Below are 23,641 nucleotides of genomic sequence, written 5' to 3'. Positions count from 1 at the left end.
AGTGATTAGTTTTCAAACCAGCCGGTTGGCTGCACTTGCAGGTTGATGTTGATTTGCTTTACTTCGGTATACTCATCGAAGCCATACGTACCCAAGCCGCGACCAATACCGCTTTGCTTGTATCCGCCCCATGGAGCTTCATTGTACGTCGGATGATAACAGTTGATCCACGTAATGCCGGCACGCAATTTCTTGATGACGCGCATCGCCTTGGCGCCGTCCTGGGTGAAAACACCGCCTGCCAGTCCGTATACGGTATCGTTGGCAATCCGGATGGCGTCTGCTTCGTCCTTGAAACGCTGGATAACCAGTACAGGTCCAAAAATTTCTTCCTGAACAATCTTCATGGACGGATGTGTATCAGTGAAAATGGTCGGCTCCACGAAGTAGCCTTTTTCAAGACCGTTCGCTGTAATCCGGTTTCCACCACATAGGAGACGGGCTCCCTCAGATTTCCCAAGCTCGATGTAGTGCAAGACTTTTTCCATATGAGCGGCACTTACGACTGGTCCCATTTCTGTGGCAGGATCGTCACCAGCGCCAACGCGAATTTTTTTGGCCCGCTCCACTAGTCTTTCAACGAAACGGTCATGGATGCTATCCTCAATGAGCAGGCGAGAACCAGCTGAGCAGACCTGACCTTGATTGGAGAAAATTCCGAATAGTGCGTAGTCAACAGCCGTTTCGAAGTCAGCATCTGCAAAAACGATATTAGGTGATTTACCACCGAGCTCTAGTGATATCTTTTTGATATTGCCTGTTGCTGCCTTCATGATGCTGCGTCCTGTTGCCGTACCCCCTGTAAACGAGATTTTGTCTACGAGGTGGCTTTCAGCCAGTTCGTTTCCTACCGTTGCGCCAGCTCCCAGGACCATGTTGGCTACGCCTTTAGGAATGCCTACTTCCTCGATGATCTCAAACAGCTTTTGGGCGGTAACCGGCGTTACCTCCGAAGGTTTGAATACAATCGTGTTTCCGGCTGCAAGTGCAGGAGCAATCTTCCACACGCCCATCAACAAAGGATAGTTCCACGGCACGATCAGTCCGCATACACCAACTGGTTCACGTACTACCATGGCTTGCACGGGATCAGCCACGTGGTAGGTTTGCCCATCTGGCTTGTTAACTAATCCTGCATAATAGCGGAAGCATGCCGCCGCATCTGCCACATCAAAGGCCGTTTCCCGGAGCGGTTTTCCGTTGTCCAATGTTTCCAATCTGCCGATTTCATCTGCACGCTCTTCAAGCTTATCGGCAATGGCCAAGAGATAGCGGGCTCTCTCTGCTGCCGGGATATCTGACCAGATCCCGCTGTCAAATGCTTCGCGGGCGATTTGAATGGCGTGACGGGCGTCGTCTACATCCCCTTCCGCCGAGAGCGCAATCACTTTTCCATTCGCGGGATTCACGATCTCACGGGTCTTTTTGCTTTGTGCATCAACCCACTCCCCATTGATGTACATCTTCAGGTTTATCATGCAACGAATCATCTCCCTTCCACTGTTTGCATTCACGTCTACTTCTTAAAGCAACTATCGTGCCAATCAGGGACCACACGCATTTATTGAGCCATTCCGGATTTCTGCACGAATGATCTATTCAAAAAATCATAAATTATGCAAAAATGACTAAAGCATTACTTTTTTTCTTCCTTGCTCTGCTGCAGGGCAACCAATGCGGCAAAGTCGTGAATCAGCGTGGCAGCCAAAAGCGACGTGATCTGCGCCGGATCATATGGAGGAAGTACCTCCACCAAATCAAATCCGATGTAGTTCAGCCCTGTCAGGGAGCGGATCATCTGCAGTGCTTCATGGCTAGTAAAGCCCCCCACTTCGAGTGTGCCTGTTCCGGGTGCAAAAGCAGGATCGACAAAATCAATGTCAAAGGTCAGAAAGCAAGGAGTGTCCCCGATCTGCGTTTTGATTTGTTTGATCACATCTTCAAAACCACGGTTTCGCAGCTCTTGTGTCGTGATTACGTTGTACCCCAGTTCATCGCTTGCTTCCAGATCTCCGGGGTGGTTCAGTGTCCCTCGAATCCCGATCTGGAATACTTTGTCCGGCTGCAGCAGCCCTTCTTCATGAGCCCGGATAAATGGTGATCCGTGCCAATATTTCTCCTCGTAATAGGTATCCCACGTATCCGTATGGGAATCAAACTGGATCAAGGCTACTTGTCCATATACTTTTTTGGCTGCACGCAGCGAAGCCAATGTAATCGAGTGGTCTCCACCTAAACCAATCGGCACGATGCCTTTTTTCATCAGATCGAGCATTGCCTCTTCCATCAATTCGTAGCTGCGATGAATATTGTGCGGAATGACTGAAACGTCCCCGATGTCGATCGCATTGGTATCATCAAACGGATACACTTTATGCGTCGGATGATAAGGGAATAACGTCATGGAAGCCTGACGAATGGCTTGCGGTGCAAATCGTGCGCCTACGCGAAAAGAAGCTGCAGTATCAAATGGCTGTCCAAGAATCGCTACCTTGGCATTCTCTCTCGCGGATGGCAAGCGCATGAATGTACCTGTCGTGCAAAACTCTGGTTTTACGTCTGGTGAAAGTGGATATTGCATGGTATTGCGTCCTCCGTTTGTAGTTTGGATTTGATGTAGGTCATTTCTTCTACAGCGTTGGACTGTTGGCAATGGCGAAATCCACTACCTCTATCTATCATTGCATCCGGTATACGGCAATCGCTTTGCCGCAATTAGGAAATTTCCCTTCAAGACGAGAGGGATAAACAATTATTGTCTAGTTCCGATCCAACGCTGTTTCTTCCTGCTGCAAGGTCATTTCCGCTGATTGACCTTGTGCTGGAACTAAGATCATAGACAGCAGGACAGCGATGAGGAACAGCTTGTTTCGCATCATACGTGACCACTCCTTGTTTCCTTTCTTCCCGCATGTAAGCGTTTTTTTGTTCGCTGATTATTTAAGCATAAATCATGCCAGCATTCTTTTGGGACAACGGATTGAAAAGGAACATTTTTTATGCAAAATTTCATAATTTATGCATTTTTGCATAAAGTAGAACCAAATAGGAAACGCGACTTAGACGAGCCAGAAAAAAGAGTGCTGTCCCATGAACAGCACTCCTCACATGTTTCACTCAGCCATGGCATTGCGACTCTACTTTATCGCATGTTCTTGTCGCCGGATGGTTCAATCCACCCAGCCTCGCACCCGTGCCGCTTCCGCCAGCCGCCTTACCGCTACCATATATACAGCCGTGCGCATGTTTACCTTGTATTGAAGCGAGGTCTCATAAGCCTTGCGGAAGCTTCTCTCCGTTTTCTCCTGAAGCATCTTGTCGACTGTCGCCTCGTCCCAGTAAAATCCCTGATTGTTCTGCACCCATTCAAAATAGGAAACGATCACTCCGCCAGAATTGGCCAAAATGTCAGGAACGACGATAATCCCGCGCTCCTGCAGGATACGCTCCGCCTCTGCCGTAGTAGGTCCATTCGCTGCTTCGATAACGATTTTGCACTGCAGGCGCGGTGCGTTTTCTTTCGTAAGCTGTCCGCCCAATGCCGCCGGAATCAGAATGTCACACGGCTGCTCCAGAAGCTCCTGGTTACTGATCTTGTTTGTAAATAGCTGCGTGACCGCTCCGAATGAATCTCTGCGCTCGAGCAAGCTTGGGACGTCCAATCCGCCTGCGTCGTAAATGGCCCCGTTCGCATCGCCAATCCCGACAATTTTCACGCCCTGCTCATACAAGAATTTCGCCAGGTAACTACCGACGTTCCCAAATCCCTGGATAATCACTCGTGCATCCTGCGTTGGAATCCCCTTCATCTGGGTTATCAGGTTGTATATATGATAGAGACCTTTTGACGTAGCCGTTTCACGTCCAACGGATCCCCCCAGTACCAAGGGCTTGCCTGTGATGAAGCCCGGGGACTCGAATTCCCTGATTTCACTGTACTCGTCCATCATCCAGGCTATAATTTGCGGGTTGGTAAACACATCCGGGGCCGGAATATCCTTAGTCGGCCCAACTATTTGACTCACAGCCCGCACATATCCACGGCTAAGGCGCTCCAGCTCGGCTGTACTCATCTGACGCGGATCGCAGATGACACCGCCTTTTCCCCCGCCATACGGCAAGTCAGCAATGCCGCATTTTAGGCTCATCCAGCCTGCAAGTGCTTTCACTTCGTCTCCGGTTACCTCGGGATGAAAGCGAATGCCACCCTTGGTGGGTCCTACTGCATCGTTATGTTGAGCGCGATAGCCGGTAAACACCTTCGTAGTCCCATCATCCATCCGTACAGGAATTCGCACCGTCAAAAACCGGAGCGGCTCCTTTAAGAGTTCATATACCGCCTCTGAATAACGGAGAAGCTCGCATACCTCACGCAAATGATGCTGGAATTCATGGAGCGGATTGCTTACCTCTTCTTGAAGCTGGATGATTTCTTTTACTTGCACCGACATTGTTTAACACCTCATGACCCTTTATTTTGATGCTGCATCCTGGAGATAGTAGCAATTCGTATGCCAAGCAACCGGATTTCACCGTAGTCAGTCAAATGCATCTATTTCCATTATTCAAAAATGGGTAAAGTATGTATTTTTGAATTAACAGGAATCTTCAAGCCATCTGATTCCGTCTGGGAAAACCCCTAACAATCAGGATTACTCCACCTTGGCACATCAATTGCTAGTAGCTGCAGATGCAAGTATACGCATCACGTACATCAGAAGAAAGGGAGGCTGAATCATGAAGGAAAGAGTGGCAAACAGAGGGAGCCACCGCCATGCTGCGGGGGGAGTCGCACGATTATGAGATAATGGTTTATTTATAAATAACGAAACTAAAAACGCTTTCATCTTCTACAGCAAAGGGGATTGGTCATGCAAAAAAGCCTGGAACATACGCACATGCCCGCAATGAAAAGAAGTCTGAAACTATGGCAAGTCATCGTATTGGGACTGGGGTATCTAACTCCCCTTACCGTTTTTGATACCTATGGAATCGTCACTCAGGAAACCGGGGGTCATGTCCCTACTGCTTATATCCTAGCTCTGACGGCGATGCTTTTTACTGCATCCAGCTACGGAAAGATGGTCAGAGAATTCCCGGTTGCGGGCTCTGCCTACTCCTATACCCGTCAATCAATCAATCCCCATCTAGGCTTTCTGGTCGGTTGGGTTTCTCTTTTGGACTATGTCTTCCTGCCTGTCATTAATGTGCTGCTGGGAAAGATCTATCTGTCCGCTGCCTTCCCCATGGTTCCTCCATGGATTCTTGGCATTTTGCTGGCAGCCATCACTACCCTAATCAATTTTCGCGGTATTCAGTCAACAGCTAATTTCAACACACTCCTGGTCCTTTTCCAGGTAATTGTCGTAACGATATTCGTTTGTTTAAGCATTTCCCACATCACCGCAGCATCGAGCGGCGGGGCTCCCTTTACCGTCAGGCCGTTCTACGGGGAAGAGATCTCGTTCCCCACTCTGCTTACCGGAGCGGCGATACTATGTTTCTCGTTTCTTGGATTTGATGCCGTAACCACGTATACGGAAGAAGCAGTAGATCCAATGAAAACCATTCCGCGCGGCATTTTCCTGGTGGCGTTGATTGGTGGCGTTATTTTTATCACCACTTCCTATTTCACGCAGCTTGCCTTTCCTACGATCGATTTATTTCATAATCCGGAATCGCCTTCTCCGGAGATGTCCTTGATCCTTGGACAAGATCTGTTCTACGCCATCTTCTTGGCAGGAAGTATCACAGCCGCCCTCGCATCCGGGATTGCCTCCCATACGAGCGCTTCTCGCTTGCTGTACGCAATGGGCAGGGAAAACGTTTTGCCGAAGAAACTATTTGGCCGGTTGCATCCTACTAGAGGAATTCCTGCCCGCAACGTTTTTTTTGTCGGAGCAGTTTCGCTAGCCGCCCTTTTCCTTGATTTGGAGACAGCGCTTGCCTTTATCAATTTCGGTGCATTGACCGCCTTCACCGCAGTCAATGCCTCTGTGATCGCCCATTACTATATTCGCAAAAAGAGGCGTTCTCTAGCAGATACCTTTCATTATTTGATCTCCCCGTTGATTGGATCTAGCTTCGTCGTCTTTCTCTGGTTCAATCTGGATAGTCATGCGCTGACACTCGGGCTCATCTGGACACTGGCTGGGATTGGCTATCTCTTGGTGTCCACCAACTTCTTCAGAAAAAAGCCGCCTGTCATTGAATTTGAGGAAGCCATTTAACCAGCCAAGCCATACTACACTTTCATTCAGGAGTGAACCAAACCATGAAATTTGACTACCTGTACGATCAATCAGAAAATCTGCTCTCTCGATTTGTCACTTTTGCTACCGAGAACAATCGTTATGACCTCGCATTCTTTTACTCCCAGCATTTTGATGGTAAAAATATTGTGGTATCGCTACAAAATATGCGAGCAGCCCTGATCTCCTCCGATGACATTTCACACGACCAAAGCTGGATTCACTCGCTGGATATCCGACCGGAGGATGTTGGAATTGTCTCCCATTTTCTGACCAAAGCGCTCTCCTCTCTGTTTAAGCATGATGACCTTGACTGATGTAAATCAGAAAAAAAAGAAGCTGATGCCTAGGTACACGAAGCATCAGCTTTTTTACTTCCGGAACACGGTGGTCGTTTTCGTTTTGTATTGGATTTAACGATCTGCCGTTTCATAAACGATCTTGGACAGCAACACCACGGGAGAATAGTCGGACATTTTCTCACATAGAAAAAACGCTTCCCGATAGAGAGCGTTGAAGCTCGTCCCAGGAAACGTTTTCTCTTACACCAATACAGACAGTTTTTTCAGCATATGGTTAAACATATGCCCACTGAGCATAATCGTCCCGTCTTGACGATAACCGATGGCTTCGTAGAGATGACGAGCGCGATTGTTCTCTTCATCCACAAGCAAGGATACACAGTCATACCCACGGCGCTCGCCTTCTTTTTCGAATGCCTCTAGCAAAATCTTCCCAATTCCCTTGCCTCGGCAGTCACTTCGAACGACGACCGTGTCAAGATAGAATTCGTCGTCTTTGGCCTCTTTCACGAGAACAGGAGTCTTCCCTGTCAGACGCTCCACATGCTCAATAAACGGTCGGTCCAATACTTCTGTCTGGCTGCCGTGATAACACAGCAACAATCCAGCTGGTACACCTTCATCCATTGCGATTATGGCATTCTCATAACTGAGTCGATTATTTTTCTGAGCAAAAAATTGGCTCATCATTTGTATAGCATCATCGGCCCCCGTTGCTCCAGTCAAGGTGTGTGCGATATCGCCAATCGCATCATAAATCAGCGGTGCTGCAAAGGCTGCATCTGTCGGTTCCGCTTTGCGAATCATGCTACTTCCTCCTAGTCCCTACCATGTCACACCAATTGTTATCGTTGCGACACGCCCCTTGTTTCATCCTGTGACAGGGTGCGCTTCTTTATTGTGTCACAAAAAACAAATAGGGTCGAGCGATCTAGGCAATCGTTCACAGATCCTCAAAAAATGGAACCGCTCTCAAGTTCAAAGAGCGGTTAAATGGCTTGATTGTTCTATTATCCAATCATTTTTTCAATTGTGAGCTTTCGCTCGAAACGCAAATCCAAAAATTCTTCACTACGCCGTACCAACGGTCTCATCGGTTCATCGGAATGAATCAGGATGACTTCGACTTCTTCTCCGTTGCTTAGGCGAGCTTTTGCACCGACGTACAATAGCGCAATATAACGGACAAACTGCGCGACAATCTCGATGTTGAGTGTACCCTCACATGCTTCCTTCCATAGAAGCTGTGCCGCTTCAAAAGGAGATGTTCTCCCTTTGTATACCCTGTCTGAGCAAATCGCGTCAAACATGTCCGCCACAGCCAAAACCTGACATTCCCTCGGGATTTCATCTCCCTTGCGCTGCTCGGGATAGCCGGATCCATCCAGCCGTTCATGATGGAGGAGTGCACACAAGGCCAACAGTTCTGAACTGCCCTCCATGTCCTTAATCATTTCATAGCCATACTCCGTATGCTTTTTCATGATCGAAAATTCTTCCACCGTCAGTTTTCCCGGTTTCAATAAAATTTCTTTTGGCACACGCATCTTTCCCACATCGTGTAAAAATCCAGCAGTCCCCATAAAGGCTACGCGGTCTTCATCCCATTTTAATAAACGGGCAATCAGCGAACAGAGTATGCCCACATTCAGCGAATGTCGATAGGTATAACAATCTGCCCCTTCCAATACATACAAGGAGCGAAAAAAACCTAACTGCTTTTTTGACTGTTCTGCCACCTCGCAAAATATGTCGGAAAATTGTTCTAACTGAGGTGTTCCATTATGACTGATTTGGTCGAATAACAGCCTTGTTTTATCTAGTGCCTTAACATACGCTGCGACTACTTCGTCATTCGCTTCTAAATGAAATAGTTGCGTCGCAATTTGCTCTCCAGTTCCCTCAGACAGGACCTGAATCACATTTACCTCACTAATTCTTTGCTTGAGCAAAATGGGTACATGGGCTTCGGTAATCGTCGTCTGTTGGCCGAGCAACAGGATCCCATTCTCTGCATAAAGGTCATCTGCAAGAACGCGCCCGATCAATGTGTGATCAACAGGAGCAAGAGGCATAGAATCAACCTTCCAATCTAGTCATTTACTAAATTATAGAAAGAAAGGATGTCGGATACAATCACTTTTTGTCATTTCCCAACTTTTTGACACGGGGGGACCTTCCATCAAGCAGATACATACGATATAAGGCGAATGCTAGTGGCAATTTGAAGGAGGGACACCCGTTCACATGACGACGCTTTACATCACACCCAAAGCGTGGAAACAGATTGAACAGGCGGTAAGAAAAAAACCCTCACTGGAGACAGGAGGGGTGATGATGGGCTATTCGCTCGGTGAAGATTCGTGGGTCGTCACATATGCAAGTGAGCCCGGCCCCAAAGCGATCCACCAGCCCAATTCGATCTTTTTCGACGACAGTCATTTGCGAAAGCTGGTTCGCAAATTAAGCAGGAATCGGCAATGGCAATATATTGGAGATTGGCATAGCCATACGATCAAACGGCTTTCTCCCAGTAAAGGCGATAAACGAACCATTTGGACGAAAGCCACCCAATCCATGTACATGTCCTCCTCGCCTCTGATGCTGATCGTGGGACTTGGCAAGCAGAATCAGATCCAGGCAAGAGGCTTTATTCTCGGGAATACCCTGAGAGAGGTCGGGAAGATTGAGCTGTTTGATCGGCAAGCTCATCGACAGCGCGACGGAAAAGCTCCATAGCCTGGTTTTTCCCCCAACTAGGCTGGTTTTCGGCGACTACACATATGGCGTACCTAGGATCATCCGCCGGGGCGTATCCAGCAAACCAAAGATGATTGCTTGACTGATTCTCTCCCCCCAGCTGTGCGGTCCCGCTCTTTCCTGCAACTTCCCACGCGGCTTCCTTAAGTGTCTGCCCCGTGCCTTCCGTGACAACTTTCTGCATCATCTTTCGCAGTTTACTCGCAGTCACGTAATCAATCCCAGATGCAGAAAGCTTTTGCTCCGGAAATCGATAAAACGATTGTCCGTTTCGATACGAAATCTCACTGACGAGCCGCACCTGCGTGGGCGAAGAGCCGCGCAAGATTGTCACCATCAGGTTAGCCACTTGCAGAGGGGTCACCCGTACATCCCGCTGACCGATAGCTGTCTGAATCAGAACTCCTTCATCACGGCGGGATACTCCCTCGGCAAATACTATGCCTCGTTCTTCTCCATCTATTTGCTTGAAGTCGTCGAGCTTAAACAAATGCGAGGTAACATGTCCTACCTGTTCAGACAAGCCCAATCGGCGGGCGTACTCTTCCAGCTTTTCTCCGCCTACCCGCTTGGCAATTTCAGCAAATGCAATATTGCAGGAATGCGCATATGCTTCCTCCATCGTTACACTGCCGTGCCCCTCTTTTTTCCAGCATGAAAAATGATACTTTCCATAATTGCCTGTGCACATAAAGCGATCTGTCGGCAAGATCACACCCTCTGCCAATGCTGCTGCCGCTACAACTGTCTTGAATACGGAACCAGGGGGCAGCTGTTTCACCACTCGATTTTTCCAGTCGCCATTGTTGCTGCTCACCTTGGTTTGATCATAACCCGGGCGGCTGACACTCGAAACGATGTCTCCATTTCTTGCGTCCAGCACAACGATGCTTCCCTCGATTAATCCAACCTGATTCGCTACACGTTCCATTCTTCGCTGGATTTCTACATCCAGCGTGGTAGCCAAGGACAATGGATAATATTCATTCGATTGTTTCGTATACCGGATATCCAATCCGCGGAGCGGCTTTCCTTGCCCGTCCACATAATAGGACAAAGCAGACGGCTCCACCCCTTGTAAAAAGCGATCAAAACTCCGCTCCAAACCAGTAGCCCCCACTGTGCTCTCCGCATTCATTTTGCCACTGGCCCATTCATCTGGATAAAGAGACTCCACCATGCGTGGATTTTTATGGATGAAACCAATCACGTGTTTAGCCACTTCATCCGACCGGTACCGCTCAGTAACCGCCAATGCGACAATTCCCGGAATCGCGAGCGCATTTACCTGTTCGGACTGCCGTTCTGTGAGCACAATCAGCCCTCCTGCCTCATTTCGCAAGAGCAGCGGCGCCCTTGCTTTTTCCATGATGGTTGCCAGCCGTTCTTTTGGCACTCCAACCACATCAGACAGGCGAACGAGGCCATCAGTACCCTCCAAGCTCCCACGAGCAAGCGGAAACAGGATCAATGCCAGATGTTCTTCTCCCGTGAATGCATACCCATTGCGATCTACAATATCGCCACGTCCACTGTGAAGGATAATACTTTGCTGCCGCTGCTGCACCGAGTTTTTTACCAGGTCTATTCCTCGACGTGAAAAGCGATGGGGCGATCCGATTTGAATCCACCACAAGCGTGCAAGCAGGCCAACCCAAATGAACGTCATGGAAAGCAGCACCAGAAAATGACGCCGTTTGATTCGCTTCTCAAGCTGCATAAGAGTCACCTCCTTCGCTTCTTTATCCAGTATTTCCTGAATACAAAGGAGGGAAACGGGGCACAAACAAAAAACACGCCAAGAAAATGGCGTGTGTAATCGATGAATCAAGGTTTAGGCAATTGTTGTTTTTCCAAGAGGATGTTGCTTATTTTTGTTGACAACAGATCAAGTGCCACCCGATTATAACCACCTTCGGGAATGATGACATCGGCATAACGCTTGGTCGGCTCGATAAACTGCAAATGCATCGGTCGCACTACATTCAAGTACTGGTTCACTACAGAATCCAGTGAGCGGCCACGTTCTTCGATATCCCGCGCGATTCGGCGAATGATTCGTACGTCGGCGTCCGTGTCTACAAATACTTTGATGTCCATCAGATCGCGAATACGTGTGTCTTCTAGTATTAGCATGCCTTCCAGGATAATGACATCCTTGGGGTCAACCTGAATGGTTTCTTCTTTGCGGTTGTGAACCTTGAAATCGTAAATTGGCTTTTCGATGGCCCTGCCGGCAAGCAGCTCCTGTAGATGGACAAGCAGCAAATCATTATCAAATGCAAAAGGATGATCATAGTTCGTCAGCGCGCGCTCATCCGCACTCAGGTGACTCTGGTCCTTGTAGTAAGAGTCCTGTTCAATCATGGTGACGCTGTCATTTTGGAACTGGCGAAATAACTCCTTTGCTACAGTGGTCTTTCCGGAACCACTGCCTCCTGCTACCCCTATCAGTACGGGGTTACCCATGCTTCATGTCTCCCTTCAGGCAATCCTCAACACTGTTTATTCACCATGCCCTATATACTCTTCTTGAGGCTGACTGCAAGTCCGTCGCCTACCGGAATAAAAGTCGTCTCCAAATCGGGATGTTCCTTAAGATGCGTATTGAAAGCAAGCAGTTTGTCGACCATTGGTCGTTGGCGCTTGCCGGCTTCATCAGGTGAAGCTACAAGCCCGCGGAACAAGATGTTATCGCTAATCACCAACCCTCCATCACGCAGGAGAGGTAAGTATAAATCGAGAAAGTTCCGATACTGGCCTTTGGCTGCATCAATAAACAAACAGTCAAACTGATACGTTTCAGGAAGTCCCAGTGTCGCATCCCGTGATAAAATTTCAATGCGATCTGCACAACCAGCTTCTTTGATGTTTGCACGCGCTCGTACAAGGCGTTCCTCGTCTATATCCATCGTCACAATCCGCGCACCAGGGGCAGCCTCCGCCAACCAGATGGTAGAATAGCCAATGGCTGTTCCTACTTCGAGAATGGACGTCGGTCGATGAAGCAAGAGCAGCATCCGCATTACTTGGGCAGAAGCTAGCGCAACGATGGGAATGTTTTCTGCTGCCGCCTCCTGCTCCAAACGCATCAACAGCGGGGAACGTTCGGGAACCAGGCCCGACACGTATTCATCTATCGCCGGATTGGTAATCATGCTTTCACTCCTCTACTTTACAACCGAATAATTATAGCATACCTGATGCAAAAAAACAGAGGAAACCTGGTTAGTTTCCCCTGCTTTTTGCGTTATTCGCGTTGTGCTCCTGCAATGTTTTCGAAAAATAATGCTCAGATGTTCCGTCTTTTTTGGTCACATAGAAAAAGAAATCGTGCTTGGCTGGATTCACGACCGCTTCCAACGATAACCTCCCTGGATTGGCAATCGGTCCAGGAGGAAGACCGGGGTTCACATACGTGTTGTAAGGACTCTTTACTTTCAAATCGTCGTAAGTTAAACGGTCCCGTTGTTTCCCCAAAATAAACTGGACGGTAGCATCGGCCTGCAATGGCCACTTATCTTTGATGCGATTGAAATACACACCTGCCACAATCGGGCGCTCCTTGTCCACTGTCACTTCCCGCTCTACGATCGAGGCGAGGTTGACTGCTTCATCTTGCGTCAGGTTTCTCTTTTTCAGCTCATCATTCCACTCTGGCTTCCACTCCTTTTGGAATTGAGCCAGCATGCGTGAAACGACTTCGTTTGCAGAAGCACCTTTTTTGACTTCATACGTTTCAGGGAATAAATACCCTTCTAACCGATATTTTCGATCTGCTGTTTTCGGGATCGCAGCTACAAAAGGAAACTCTGGAAAATCCCCTTCGTTCACTTCTTTTAAGAATGCCGCTTTCTCTACGATCCCTTCCTTTGCGAGATGATCCGCAATCTGCTCCACATTCCAGCCTTCGGGGATGGTAAAACGCTCAGCATTTACTACTGTATTTCCTTCCGCCATCGCTACGAGCATGGCATCAATGGTTTGTCCAGTCGTAAACTGGTACTCGCCTGCCTTAAGCTGTGGCGCTACTCCTTTATACTTCACATAGTAGCTGAACATGTCAGCATTTCGTATAAGGACCTGTTCTTCTAGCAGCCGACCGATTTCCCGCACGGATGAGCCTGATGGGATCGTTACGTTTTTCGTCGTCGGACTGCCTGCTACCGGTTGTAATTGCTGATACACGTACCACGCTACTCCCCCAGCAGCCAGGACGAACAGCAAGAAAAGCAGAGCGATCCATAACAGGACTCGTCCACCTCGTCTACGCCGCCTTACAACGGGTCCTATAGCCTGGAAATCAGGCATCTGTGACTTTGGTTTCAAGCTAGAAATCCTCCCTTTAGGGTTTCTTCTCTCCATCTTATCTATTATACAGGAGGTGTCTCTTACTGTCACGGCATAGGACATTATGCCGAATAAAGACGAATTCGACAGGTTTTTCCAGAAGATCCGGACAAAAAATTGCTGTTATTGGTAACGAGTTTGATGAAGTAGGAATTGACAATCAACTTGTCCTAGGAGCAGACGAAGAGATATTTGAAATGAATAATGGTTGTATATACTGCACTGTTCGGGGAGATTTCATTCGCATTCTCGGTGGCTTAACGGATACAAAAATAAAGGGTAAGGTAGATTTTGATCGTGTACTGATTGAAACTACCGGCCTAGCTGACCCCGCTCCAGTAGCCCAAACATTCTTTATTAATGAGGAAATGGCTGCTTTTTTGAAACATCCTTCTTGCCTGCCGATTGCAAAAGCATTACGGGAATGAATCGATCCGGCACGCTTAACCACTCGGGCGATACGGGGACAGACTTTTGCATCTCAAGTCGTTAATTTGGCATAAACAATAAAAAACAAAGTTACTTCTCCAACGATCAAGTAGTTAGGCAGAGAGAAGAACAAATCCACCGTAAAAAAAACACCGAGTAACCCTAAGAATAACGCTAAATGGTAGAACCTCAATCGTTGGTTGACCTGTCTGTATTTATGGAAGACCAGCGAGGTTGAAAGAAAGTAAACCAGCACCGATCCAAAAATAAAGCTTAACATAAATAAATCATTTACTTGTTTCAAAAATAAAAGTTGGATTGAAGCAGCAATCATGCACATGGATAAATAAATAAACAAATGGCCGTATATGATGGTCTGCCCGGCCGTCTCTATATTCTTGTCCACTTTCTTTTCCACATTATCGAAGTATTGCCACCATATCGCAATTATTAATACAAAAGTTATGGAAGCGAATAAAACAGATTGCCAAGTCATGTCCCCGGACTGCAGGACGGCAATTATACTGATTACGGATTCACCAAGAAGAATGAGAGTAAACAGGGAGAAGCGCTCTAATAAATGAGGCGTATGGATAGGACTTTTCACCAAGTATTTCCGGCCGATTAACGGTAACAAAATGTCTACGGCAATGCCCGCATAAAGAAGGGCATAACGAATCCACGAGTCAAAAAATAAGGAGAACGAAGATACCAAAAGTCCAATCCAAAAGCGGCTCCCTAAATAACGGGCAGTGACTTTTCGATCAGCTTCTTCTTTCTTATGTACCGAAAGATACTGAATGGCTGTAACGGCCCTTAAACCAACGTAGCCTATGAAGAATGGAACATAGTATTGATCAAATTGAACCGATAGGCTGGCCGTCATGATGAGTACAAAAAATAATTGCAGAATCAAAAATAGCCGGTGCGAGAATAAATCTTGCCCAAACCGGTTAACAAAGAGAGTTTGACCGACCCAAGCCCACCAGATCGGAACAAAGATGAGAACGAATTTGGTTAAGTATTCTATCGGAACTATTCCGGATTCGACATGTAACAAGACATGACCCGCTTTCGATACGGCCGCGACAAAAAGCAGATCGTAAAACAGCTCCAGCCAGGTAACCCTCTTCTCAGCTATTAGTGTGCCCTGTTGAAATCTCGATGCCTGTTTTTTCATCGTTTTGCTCCTTTGATCTGATGCACCCGGTCACTCACGGAAGGACTGAGATAAACGGTAACTAACGACTCCCCGCTCGGCAAAATACCGGAGGATGCTTCTGACTCCTCAGCAAATCTTGCAAACGCGCAGCCATATCCGTTGAAGCGGTATAAATCATGATCTTCAACTCCGGATCGGTCGACGGCTCAATCATTAGTGAAGTGTGTGCAATTTTTCACCTGATCCTGATCTTGTCATTGCTTTGGTGTAAATAGGAAGCCCTTAGTCTAACCCTTTCGATTAAGACGGCCAGAAGTTACCCGCTCCTCTTTGATGATACTGAGAAAGGTGTTTCAATCCCTATAGCGTGCTTTTCCTTAGTTACAAAGCTTTCGTCGGACATCCCGGGCTGCTGGAACGCCGTGAAGACCACCTCGCAGCCGGAGCCGTTGGGAGCGACCCGTATCGGATTCAGGATCGTTTGGCCGGTGGCGACGGTTACCCAATGTTCCGCGACGCCGTAATCGTGTTTGATGTCCCAGCTTAAGCAAGCCATTCTTGCATTGTAACTCATCCGGCAGCTAAAAGATTGAATAACTCGGACATCCGCCAAAAAGCCTTTTCCTCATACCAACGCCCCAAGGCTTGTCTCCCGGATGTGATTAATCCAACCGGCCTGGTTCAATTGGCTGAACTCGATTGCAAAGCAAAACGCGAGGCTGCACCACAGCGCGAATATAGGCGACCCTGGCTCTCCATCGCCGCGCGGAACGCTCGTTAAATGTGCTCATAGGTGTCGTCCGGTCAGCACTCCTCCAAGACGGCCGATCTGTCTCCATAAACTTTGTCCAAGTGCCTTTCTCCCCATAAGCAAAAGCTCTCCAGAACCGTTTTAAAGCTCAAACCGTATTCGCTAAGCTCATACTCCACTTTGGGAGGAATTTCATGGTAAACGATCCGGTGGATGATGCCATCCTTTTCGAGCTCGCGAAGCTGCTGCGTCAGCACTTTTTGTGTGATGTCGGGAATTAATCTTCTCAGCTCATTGGTGCGCTTTTTGCCGGTTGTCAAATGGTATAGGATGATGCTTTTCCATTTTCCCCCGATGACTTCCAGCGTGACCTCTATACCATTGTGATATTTTTTCAAGATAACACCACTCCTTCCTTCCCAAGGTAATATAATCAGTATAAAAATGATACTACAGAACCAGAACCTGAATGTACCTACGGCACATTTAAGAACCTATGGTACTTTTAAGTACGTACTTCACAGAGAATTTTCTACCATCCATAATAGCATCTGTAACCGGCCATTGACTACCGCTTCGAACTGTTATCCGTAGAAACCGCCGGGAATATGTCATAAAGGAAGGTCGTTAACCTATGAAAGCTCTTGTCACCGTCACTCACCCTCGCAAAAATTCTCTTACGTACGCTGCGATGAACCGTTTTGTGGATGGGCTGAAGCAAAACAACCACGAAGTAGATCTGTTGGACTTGGACCGCGACGGATTCAATCCTGTGTATACGGCTGAAGATGAGAAAGATTGGATAAATCCGGACAAAATCTACTCTTCCGAGGTTCGCAAGGAAATGGACCGGATTGCTGCGGCGGACACGCTTGTTTTCGTGTTCCCATTATGGCAGTACAGCGTGCCTTCAATGCTTAAAGGGTACTTGGACAAAGTATGGAACATGGGGCTGTTCGGGAAAATGGGTAAGAAAAAAGTGCTGTGGATCTGCCTGACCGGCGGGGATCAAGAGCATATGTCAAAATACAACCGCGAAGAGATGCTGACGCACTATCTCAATGTAGCGCTTGCTGGCTACGCCCGAGTGAAGGAATCCAGGGTTGAGCTACTATACGACACCCTTTCGGAATCCAAGGAGCATATTGAGAGTTTGCTAGAACGCGCTTATCAGCTTGGACGCGAGTACGAATGATAAGAAAACCTTGCCCCATCAGGCAAGTGATCTTGTTGGAAAGTGTTCAATGAAGGTAATAGAGGTGTACGAGGGAGTGGGGTATCTCCTTCCCTTCGCTGCCCCGCCCCAGGTATGATTTTGGCGATCACAAGGCTCGATCTTATCTGCCGCTTCTACGTCCCTAAATTAATCCAAAAGAAAACTATTGTTAACCGAGAACGCTTTGCTGATCAACCTTGCCCTGCTGGAAATGTTGACAAGCTATTCGCTGGTAGCTTAATCATAACCTTTCTATTTTCGAAAGCCTGCTGCGCTGAGGTATAATAGTTCAAAACAAAGGGGGCGGAAAGCGATGGAGTGGTTAATAGGTCTGGCCTGCAGCGCTGGGATTGCGGGGACGGCTTATTCAAAACGGTTGCTGTCCGGTTCCGGCTTTTTCGCGGCGGTGATGTTGGGCACGGTGATGTACGCGCTCGGAAGCGCGGTCTGGTTCGGCTCCCTCATCGCTTTTTTTGTTTCGTCGACCTTATGGTCCAAGTGGAAAAAGCATGCAAAGGAAGAGGCAGAGAGCGGTTATGAGAAAACAGGGAGGCGCGATGCCGGCCAGGTGCTAGCTAACGGAGGGCTGGGGCTGCTGTTATGCGCTGCAAATTGGGCGTGTCCGCATCCGCTTTGGTGGTACGCCTTCCTCGGCGTTATGGCGGCAGTCACAGCCGATACTTGGGCTACAGAAATCGGTGGCTTGAGCCGGACGCCTCCGAGATCGATCAAGACGGGTCGGCGCGTTCCGCCTGGCACGTCCGGAGGGGTTTCTGGCCTCGGCGTGGCCGCTTCGCTGGCCGGCGGCCTTTTTATCGGCGCCGTAGCGTGGATGCTGCTTGCGGTGCCCGGCCAATCCGCGCCAGATGCGGCCGCGGCGGCTCTTAGACCGGTCGCCTGGGTCGGAATAGCCGGTCTGGCGGGCATCATAGGGTCGCTGGCCGATTCATGGATCGGTGCGACATGGCAGCAAATGTACCGTTGCGTCGCTTGCAGTCGCGAAATCGAGCAGGCCCGCCACTGCGGCAGGCCAGCCGTGCGAATCCGCGGTCGCGCTGGCTGGAACAACGATGCCGTCAATGTCGCCGGCTCGCTTGCAGGCGGCACGTCCGCCGTCTCACTGGCGCTGGCACTCGGCTTAGCTGGAATGTAAAAAACCGGAATGACTTCGTATCGCCGAACGATGCCGAGTCCTTCCGGTTATTTAATAATGGAACCCAGCTCCGTTACTCTAGTGGTCATCCTTGTTACCACTCACATGTCGAATGACTATTCACGGTGTAAAATAGTCCCTATCTTTAAAAAGAATGAGGACTTTACGTTCACTTCGTAGGAATATGTTTTACATACCGCGGTTACCTTACCGGAAATTTTTCTTAAGTCATCGCGCCTCTCTCTTACATAAGGGATCCCCTTCAAGGATAGCAGGGAAGCCGAGCTGCTGCCTGTTCACTTGAAGGGGATTTTTCAGTCGTGATGGGAGAAGAACTATTCTTCTTCCCCGTTTTCTTCGTTTTCCGTAGTCGCTTTGGCAGTTTGGTCCAATGCCTCTCCCTTTTCCGTGATGGAATATCCATGCATATTGCTTCCATGATAACCCATGTCCGGTTTTTCGTTTGTAGCGCGATCATTCATTTGCTTCACCCCTATTTTGCCTGGAAGGTTTGGAATCCTGCTGCACATACGGATTGTCGACGTCATTAGGCTCCTTGTCCAGATTGGTGCGGATTGCGAGTATCGGGCTGGTTGGAGGCTGTGCGATCAGTCTGTCATCCAGTTGTTTGAAATCAGGCAGGTCATTTCCGGGATTGTCATACATGCGCTTCTCCTCCTTTACGGGTTAGTATGTCCACAACCTTCCTGGAAATTTCCTCAAATGGAAAGAGAAACGCGATCTTCACCAAGCCTTCTTTGAAATAAACCCTTAGCTCGGTTTCAACCGAACAAAGGCGCGCGGACTATTCTGCACCCACCAAAAGAATCCGTTGCGGGGTAAGGTTTCATCAAGTTTTATTGCCACCACATCATTTCCCACTTACGTTCACTATGCTGACTTATAGCTTATCAAATTCTACTCCGTATTTATTGAAGATGGCCTTGTATTTATTTTCGAGGCACTGGTCATAGTATCATAGAAATGAATAACCTCTTCCAAACCACTAAGCAGCGTTTTTCTCAAATCATCCATATTCGTATCAGGAGTGATTGAAAATTGATCTGGAATAGACTCGGCAATTTCCCCAATTCTTGCTCTGAAGTGACACTCCGCTTCTTTTGGTGTTGTCAGAATCTCTCTCGATTGTATCTGTACTAACTCTGCTGCATAAATACCGCAGTTCACTATCCGGTAGCTTTTTCACTATTCTCCCTCTATGTAGAAAAGGCAGCCGGTTGTTAACCGCTGCCTTTATGTTTGGATTGTTGATCTATCGAACCCGATAGCTCAATCATAAATCTGAGTACATTTATCTTGAAAGTGCCTTCAAGGTATCCGAAATGGGCTTTCTAGTGCATATTTTTTATGGGGAATCGTCATGGAATCAGGTTTACACCAAGAACTGCTGAAACAACAAGGATTTGTATCAAATGAAAATTTGCTATAAAAACAAGGCATTAAGACAAGTAGTGGAGTGAGCTAAAATACAGCTCACTCCTTTTTGCTAGCTAAATAAATATATAGACATTACTTTATTTCACCGAAAAAGAGGATCTTATAAAAATGTTTTAACGTCTATTTATTATTTCCCAAGCATTGGTAGATGCTTTCGAGTATGATAAGTGAGTGCCAATGCAATGCACTGTTTGAATTCATCAACTGGTATTTCATCATTTTCAGCAAATACTATCGCTCGATTACCTTCATAGTTGAATAAATCTCTATAAACCTCTTTAAACGTATCAACTAGCTTTGTATTACAGTTAAAATACATGGCGTATTGATCTGGGCTTGACTGTTTCCAGCCTATTCTAATTGTACTCCCTTTTTTTGTGATATAACTAGGCTCTCCCCATTTTAGCGTTTCATCCACATGATCAACGCCTTCTGTCTCTATTGCCGTATCCAAAATTAACTGACGAAGAATCAATAGTCTCGACTGAATGTGTTTAGGATACTGTTCGAATACTTCCTCCACCTTGGTATTTTCAATTGCACTCATATTGATCATTCCTTTTTTAAAAATAACAAACTAGTCAACAAATATTTCTAGGTACTCCATCGTACAGATTCAGTGTTTTAATAAATTTCTAAAAGCGATTCAAGTTGTCTGGTACAACATGGCAGCTATTTTATCGAAATATAAATTTCTGCTTGTCCGTCCTCTGGATTAATATCCTTGCTATAATATTCAAAATCACCTGTGAATGCTCGGTTATTGGCTGGCTGTTGTGACCATTGCCAAATATCAGCCCAAGTACGCTGCACCATCTCTATAATTGGTCCACGTTCTGTGACGAATACTGCATATTTTGCAGCAGGAACAGTAAATGCTTTTATCATATCTAGGTTTTGAAGCTGTAATGCTTCCTGTACATGTACGCTGGCCATTACTTCATAAAGTCCCGCATCTCCCTGTTCATAGTTGAAGTAACAGTTATATTACTCAATAGCCATAGACTGCTAAAAGTACCGGCGGTGTAGTTCTCGCCGGCGATCGCCGTGCAGCTGAGCATATATTTGAGTGGTTGATGCTTTTTCATACCCCAACATTCCCTGAATGAAATCTAAAGGCGCTCCGTTATACCCTTGCCATTAACCATTGCAGAGCAGTTCTCCCAGTTCAGGTCTTCGATGTTTAGTTTTTTCTCCACCTCTCCAACTCGGCAGCCAGTACTGTAAAGGAACTCAAGAAGAGCCCTCTCCCTTAGAGAGTGACAAGAGATCTTCAAGTGATTGACATCTTCCTCGACCAAAAACTTAGGAAATAAGTTTCTTCATAGGCAAAGCGGAAAAGAGATCAACAAAACGAATATGATGTCCTATGCTGCTCGGCTTCAACCGATCAGATTGCTTCGCTAAGTATTCCTTTAGCAAAGTTAAAGTGATCTCTGAAATATCCAGGTCGCCGAGTTCCGTCACCAGCATTTTGTGCTGTAGAGCGTGCTATTCAGTCTAGTTTGCTTCAAATGGAAGGATTTAATTTGTCTAAATTAAACTAGCGAACCCGTTAGCGTAATGAGTCTCATCTAAATTCAAGAGTTAAACCCACTCCAACCTCCACTACATTCGCCACATCTGATAATGCAATTTTCGATTTCAAATCTGTACAATGACAAGCATGTAAATATTTCGGTTTGAGCGTCTGAAAATATTCCACGGTTTTGTTCATCTGATGTTCTCCAGGGTTTAGCAGATGAAATCCTCCGATTATATCGAGAATCCTATTGTCTCCACAAACTTTTTTGGCATACTCAATGGTATTGCAGATTCCTGAGTGTGAACATGCAACAATGATGACAAGACCGTTTTCAGCTTTATAAACAAGTGCAGAATCATCCAGCAGGTAGTCCTCTGAAATTTCGCTATCTCTTGCAATTTGTCCAATAGCGCTATCCGCTTCAAAAGGCATAGTCCTTTCAATTTCACCTAGGAAGACCAACTTCTCCGTCAGCCACACCGGCTTTTTGGTGTATTCCAATTTAAAGTGCCTAGTGATTTTCTCAGCAGTTAGCAAACTCCCTATTTCTTCACCATTCAAGAGTTTGCTGTAGAATACATCAGGATGAGCAATAATGGTTGGAAGTCTGAATTCTAAATGTTCAAGTTTCGCTTCAGAAAACATTCGGATGAGCGGATCCAATCCCCAGGTATGATCGTTATGTCCATGTGACAGCGCAACGTAATCGAGTTTTCTCAAATCAATTCTCATCTTTTCTGAATTGCGAATGAACGCATCTGAGTATCCTACGTCGAATAGTATCCTCTTACCTTCATCTTCGATTAAATAAGAAACAGCTGGCTCACCAACAAAGTAGCGGTCGATATAAGTGTTATTATCAACCAGCACAGTTAATTTCATTGAGATATTCTCCTCTTCATGTCGTAAGACCTAATGTCCCTCCATAAAACCAAGCAATTATATTATACCGAAATTTCTGCCACTAAATGAACGAATGCTGCCCGTTAAAAATATCAAGTGCAACCCAAAAAGCTCGGGGTGACACTCACCTTTATGTAAGTACCTGTACTAAAAGTGCATACTTACATATTTGCAGTGTTAACTTTACACTCAAGAACAGAAATAAATAATACTTTCAGGAGGACAAATCTTTGAAAACTCTTGTTATCGTAGCACACCCAAGCATAGAAACATCCATCACTAATAAGCAATGGGTAGAAGAACTCAAAAAATATCCGGATAAGTATACTGTTCACGAGTTGCATAAGGTTTATCCTGATGGAAACATAGACGTGGAAAAAGAACAAAAATTGGTTGAATCGCATGGTAATCTTGTTTTGCAGTTCCCTATATATTGGTTTAATTGTCCGCCTCTCCTTAAAAAATGGCTTGACGATGTTTTTGCTTATGGCTGGGCTTATGGTTCAAATGGAGGCGATAAATTAAAGAACCGCAAAGTTTCTTTAGCTGTATCTGCCGGAATTAAAAAAGAAGATTATAGTGAAGTGGGAAGATATCGCTATACACTTGAACATTTATTATCTCCTTTTGAAACTACTTTCCTTTACTGCAATGCAGATTACCGATCGTTCTTTGCGTTTTATGGTACAGAATATGAGCCGTCTGTAAGCGAATTGGAAAAAAGCGCACAAGATTATTTGAATTTTGTTGACAACCTGTAATAGGTAGCTTTATTAAAGCTATAAAAAAGAAGTATTTCCTTGTACAGGAGATACTTCTTTTGATTTAAACAAAAAAGCTATCCTATCGCTGTACAGCCTCTAGAGCTGGCAAATTGTTTTTCTCTCCCCAGTCGCACATCATATTTAACACCGGAATGAGAGAAAGACCACGTTCAGATAATGAATATTCAACTTTTGGAGGTATTTGAGGAAATTCCTGGCGTATGATAAGGCCATCTGCCTCCAGCTCTTTTAACATGATGCTTAGCGTTTTAAAGGAAATCGTACCGATACTTCGCTGCAGCGCATTAAACCGCATAACCTTATTTTCAGACAGCCAATACATAATGATCATTTTATATTTACCGCCTATTAAAGACAACGTGTATCCAAAGCCAGTGTCTTTTAGTTTCACTTCAGGTGGAACACAGGTTTCGCGCACAAGTTACACTCTCCTTTTGATAATTATAGGATATAAATATGCACACTTGACATAGATCATTATGCAATCTTATTGAAAGGATGTAAATCGCTATAAAATTTGCTCGTACGAACGATGTTTAAGTCGAAGGAGGGTAACAAAATTGGCGACGAAGGTTTATTACGTTAAACGGCCCGTT

At 46.4% G+C, this 23,641-nt stretch carries 24 protein-coding genes and 3 pseudogenes; 7 read left to right on the top strand and 20 right to left on the bottom strand.

What is annotated here, in order from left to right:
• Positions 1 to 5: 5 nt before the first annotated feature.
• From ACIFQN_RS28575 to ACIFQN_RS28565, 3 genes are all read right to left on the bottom strand, one after another.
• Complete coding sequence (locus ACIFQN_RS28575; protein WP_429836435.1) at positions 6 to 1,478, bottom strand: aldehyde dehydrogenase family protein; 1,473 nt, start codon at positions 1,476 to 1,478, stop codon at positions 6 to 8.
• Between the two features lie 158 nt (positions 1,479 to 1,636).
• Positions 1,637 to 2,581, bottom strand: a complete 945-nt coding sequence (speB, locus tag ACIFQN_RS28570; protein WP_429836434.1) for an agmatinase — start codon at positions 2,579 to 2,581, stop codon at positions 1,637 to 1,639.
• A gap of 589 nt (positions 2,582 to 3,170) precedes the next feature.
• The gene (locus ACIFQN_RS28565; protein ID WP_429836433.1) at positions 3,171 to 4,451 is read right to left on the bottom strand and encodes a Glu/Leu/Phe/Val family dehydrogenase; all 1,281 of its coding nucleotides are present in this window, start codon (positions 4,449 to 4,451) and stop codon (positions 3,171 to 3,173) included.
• 420 nt (positions 4,452 to 4,871) lie between these two features.
• Between ACIFQN_RS28565 and ACIFQN_RS28560 the strand changes: the two genes are divergently transcribed.
• Complete coding sequence (locus ACIFQN_RS28560) at positions 4,872 to 6,230, top strand: APC family permease (protein WP_429836432.1); 1,359 nt, start codon at positions 4,872 to 4,874, stop codon at positions 6,228 to 6,230.
• A gap of 44 nt (positions 6,231 to 6,274) precedes the next feature.
• Positions 6,275 to 6,568 carry an SAV0927 family protein gene (locus ACIFQN_RS28555; protein WP_429836430.1) on the top strand — a complete coding sequence of 98 codons (294 nt, stop codon included), beginning with the start codon at positions 6,275 to 6,277 and terminating at the stop codon, positions 6,566 to 6,568.
• Positions 6,569 to 6,793: 225 nt separating this feature from the next.
• Here the strand turns inward: ACIFQN_RS28555 and ACIFQN_RS28550 are convergent, their stop codons facing one another.
• Entirely contained in the window at positions 6,794 to 7,360 is a 567-nt protein-coding gene (locus ACIFQN_RS28550; RefSeq protein ID WP_429836429.1) for an N-acetyltransferase family protein, read from the bottom strand.
• Positions 7,361 to 7,563: 203 nt separating this feature from the next.
• Positions 7,564 to 8,628, bottom strand: coding sequence for an HD-GYP domain-containing protein (locus tag ACIFQN_RS28545; protein WP_429836428.1), 1,065 nt, complete (start codon positions 8,626 to 8,628; stop codon positions 7,564 to 7,566).
• Positions 8,629 to 8,800: 172 nt separating this feature from the next.
• Here ACIFQN_RS28545 and ACIFQN_RS28540 point away from each other — a divergent pair, with 172 nt between their 5' ends.
• Positions 8,801 to 9,292 (top strand): Mov34/MPN/PAD-1 family protein, encoded by a 492-nt coding sequence (locus tag ACIFQN_RS28540; protein ID WP_429836427.1) that lies wholly within the window; start codon positions 8,801 to 8,803, stop codon positions 9,290 to 9,292.
• On the opposite strand, the gene ACIFQN_RS28535 is transcribed toward ACIFQN_RS28540, so the two are convergent.
• From ACIFQN_RS28535 to mltG, 4 genes are all read right to left on the bottom strand, one after another.
• Positions 9,204 to 11,033, bottom strand: coding sequence for a peptidoglycan D,D-transpeptidase FtsI family protein (locus ACIFQN_RS28535; protein ID WP_429836426.1), 1,830 nt, complete (start codon positions 11,031 to 11,033; stop codon positions 9,204 to 9,206). The two genes, ACIFQN_RS28540 and ACIFQN_RS28535, sit on opposite strands and share 89 nt — an antisense overlap.
• A 107-nt stretch (positions 11,034 to 11,140) precedes the next feature.
• Entirely contained in the window at positions 11,141 to 11,782 is a 642-nt protein-coding gene (gene udk / locus ACIFQN_RS28530) for a uridine kinase (protein WP_429836425.1), read from the bottom strand.
• A gap of 50 nt (positions 11,783 to 11,832) precedes the next feature.
• Positions 11,833 to 12,471, bottom strand: a complete 639-nt coding sequence (locus tag ACIFQN_RS28525) for an O-methyltransferase (RefSeq protein WP_429836424.1) — start codon at positions 12,469 to 12,471, stop codon at positions 11,833 to 11,835.
• A gap of 70 nt (positions 12,472 to 12,541) precedes the next feature.
• Positions 12,542 to 13,642 (bottom strand): endolytic transglycosylase MltG, encoded by a 1,101-nt coding sequence (gene mltG / locus ACIFQN_RS28520; RefSeq protein WP_429836423.1) that lies wholly within the window; start codon positions 13,640 to 13,642, stop codon positions 12,542 to 12,544.
• 92 nt (positions 13,643 to 13,734) lie between these two features.
• Between mltG and ACIFQN_RS28515 the strand changes: the two are divergent.
• Positions 13,735 to 14,070 (top strand): annotated as a pseudogene (locus ACIFQN_RS28515) (CobW family GTP-binding protein); the annotation flags it as partial.
• Positions 14,071 to 14,144: 74 nt separating this feature from the next.
• Here ACIFQN_RS28515 and ACIFQN_RS28510 read toward each other — a convergent pair.
• From ACIFQN_RS28510 to ACIFQN_RS28500, 3 genes and pseudogenes are all read right to left on the bottom strand, one after another.
• Entirely contained in the window at positions 14,145 to 15,233 is a 1,089-nt protein-coding gene (locus ACIFQN_RS28510; protein WP_429836448.1) for a low temperature requirement protein A, read from the bottom strand.
• Positions 15,234 to 15,882: 649 nt separating this feature from the next.
• Positions 15,883 to 15,987, bottom strand: a pseudogene (locus ACIFQN_RS28505) (DUF2809 domain-containing protein); the annotation flags it as partial.
• Positions 15,988 to 16,058: 71 nt separating this feature from the next.
• Positions 16,059 to 16,406 carry a winged helix-turn-helix transcriptional regulator gene (locus ACIFQN_RS28500; protein ID WP_429836447.1) on the bottom strand — a complete coding sequence of 116 codons (348 nt, stop codon included), beginning with the start codon at positions 16,404 to 16,406 and terminating at the stop codon, positions 16,059 to 16,061.
• Between the two features lie 233 nt (positions 16,407 to 16,639).
• Between ACIFQN_RS28500 and ACIFQN_RS28495 the strand changes: the two genes are divergently transcribed.
• Positions 16,640 to 17,200, top strand: a complete 561-nt coding sequence (locus tag ACIFQN_RS28495; RefSeq protein WP_429836422.1) for an NAD(P)H oxidoreductase — start codon at positions 16,640 to 16,642, stop codon at positions 17,198 to 17,200.
• A 334-nt stretch (positions 17,201 to 17,534) separates the two neighbouring features.
• Positions 17,535 to 18,374, top strand: coding sequence for a DUF92 domain-containing protein (locus ACIFQN_RS28490; RefSeq protein WP_429836421.1), 840 nt, complete (start codon positions 17,535 to 17,537; stop codon positions 18,372 to 18,374).
• Positions 18,375 to 18,709: 335 nt separating this feature from the next.
• Here ACIFQN_RS28490 and ACIFQN_RS28485 read toward each other — a convergent pair whose 3' ends face one another.
• From ACIFQN_RS28485 to ACIFQN_RS28455, 7 genes and pseudogenes are all read right to left on the bottom strand, one after another.
• A complete protein-coding gene (locus ACIFQN_RS28485) occupies positions 18,710 to 18,856 on the bottom strand; it encodes a hypothetical protein (RefSeq protein ID WP_429836420.1) in 147 nt (48 codons plus the stop codon).
• On the bottom strand, positions 18,849 to 19,040 hold the full coding sequence (locus ACIFQN_RS28480) for a hypothetical protein (RefSeq protein WP_429836419.1): 192 nt from the start codon (positions 19,038 to 19,040) through the stop codon (positions 18,849 to 18,851). Before ACIFQN_RS28480 ends, ACIFQN_RS28485 begins: the two co-directional genes overlap by 8 nt.
• A 252-nt stretch (positions 19,041 to 19,292) precedes the next feature.
• Positions 19,293 to 19,562 (bottom strand): DUF4304 domain-containing protein, encoded by a 270-nt coding sequence (locus tag ACIFQN_RS28475; protein ID WP_429836418.1) that lies wholly within the window; start codon positions 19,560 to 19,562, stop codon positions 19,293 to 19,295.
• A gap of 397 nt (positions 19,563 to 19,959) precedes the next feature.
• Positions 19,960 to 20,379 carry a DUF1801 domain-containing protein gene (locus tag ACIFQN_RS28470; protein WP_429836417.1) on the bottom strand — a complete coding sequence of 140 codons (420 nt, stop codon included), beginning with the start codon at positions 20,377 to 20,379 and terminating at the stop codon, positions 19,960 to 19,962.
• Positions 20,380 to 20,504: 125 nt separating this feature from the next.
• Positions 20,505 to 20,801 (bottom strand): annotated as a pseudogene (locus ACIFQN_RS28465) (GyrI-like domain-containing protein); the annotation flags it as partial.
• Positions 20,802 to 20,944: 143 nt separating this feature from the next.
• Entirely contained in the window at positions 20,945 to 21,109 is a 165-nt protein-coding gene (locus ACIFQN_RS28460) for a tyrosine-type recombinase/integrase (protein ID WP_429836416.1), read from the bottom strand.
• A gap of 293 nt (positions 21,110 to 21,402) precedes the next feature.
• The gene (locus ACIFQN_RS28455; RefSeq protein ID WP_429836415.1) at positions 21,403 to 22,239 is read right to left on the bottom strand and encodes an MBL fold metallo-hydrolase; all 837 of its coding nucleotides are present in this window, start codon (positions 22,237 to 22,239) and stop codon (positions 21,403 to 21,405) included.
• Positions 22,240 to 22,490: 251 nt separating this feature from the next.
• On the opposite strand from ACIFQN_RS28455, the gene ACIFQN_RS28450 reads away from it, so the two are divergent.
• Complete coding sequence (locus ACIFQN_RS28450; protein ID WP_429836414.1) at positions 22,491 to 23,021, top strand: NAD(P)H-dependent oxidoreductase; 531 nt, start codon at positions 22,491 to 22,493, stop codon at positions 23,019 to 23,021.
• Between the two features lie 82 nt (positions 23,022 to 23,103).
• On the opposite strand, the gene ACIFQN_RS28445 is transcribed toward ACIFQN_RS28450, so the two are convergent.
• Positions 23,104 to 23,463, bottom strand: a complete 360-nt coding sequence (locus tag ACIFQN_RS28445) for a winged helix-turn-helix transcriptional regulator (RefSeq protein ID WP_429836413.1) — start codon at positions 23,461 to 23,463, stop codon at positions 23,104 to 23,106.
• Positions 23,464 to 23,641: the final 178 nt, after the last annotated feature.

It is taken from the genome of Brevibacillus sp. NRS-1366 (assembly GCF_050467985.1).
Note: the sequence above shows the minus strand (reverse complement) of the source record. Positions and strands in the feature narration are given on the sequence as shown.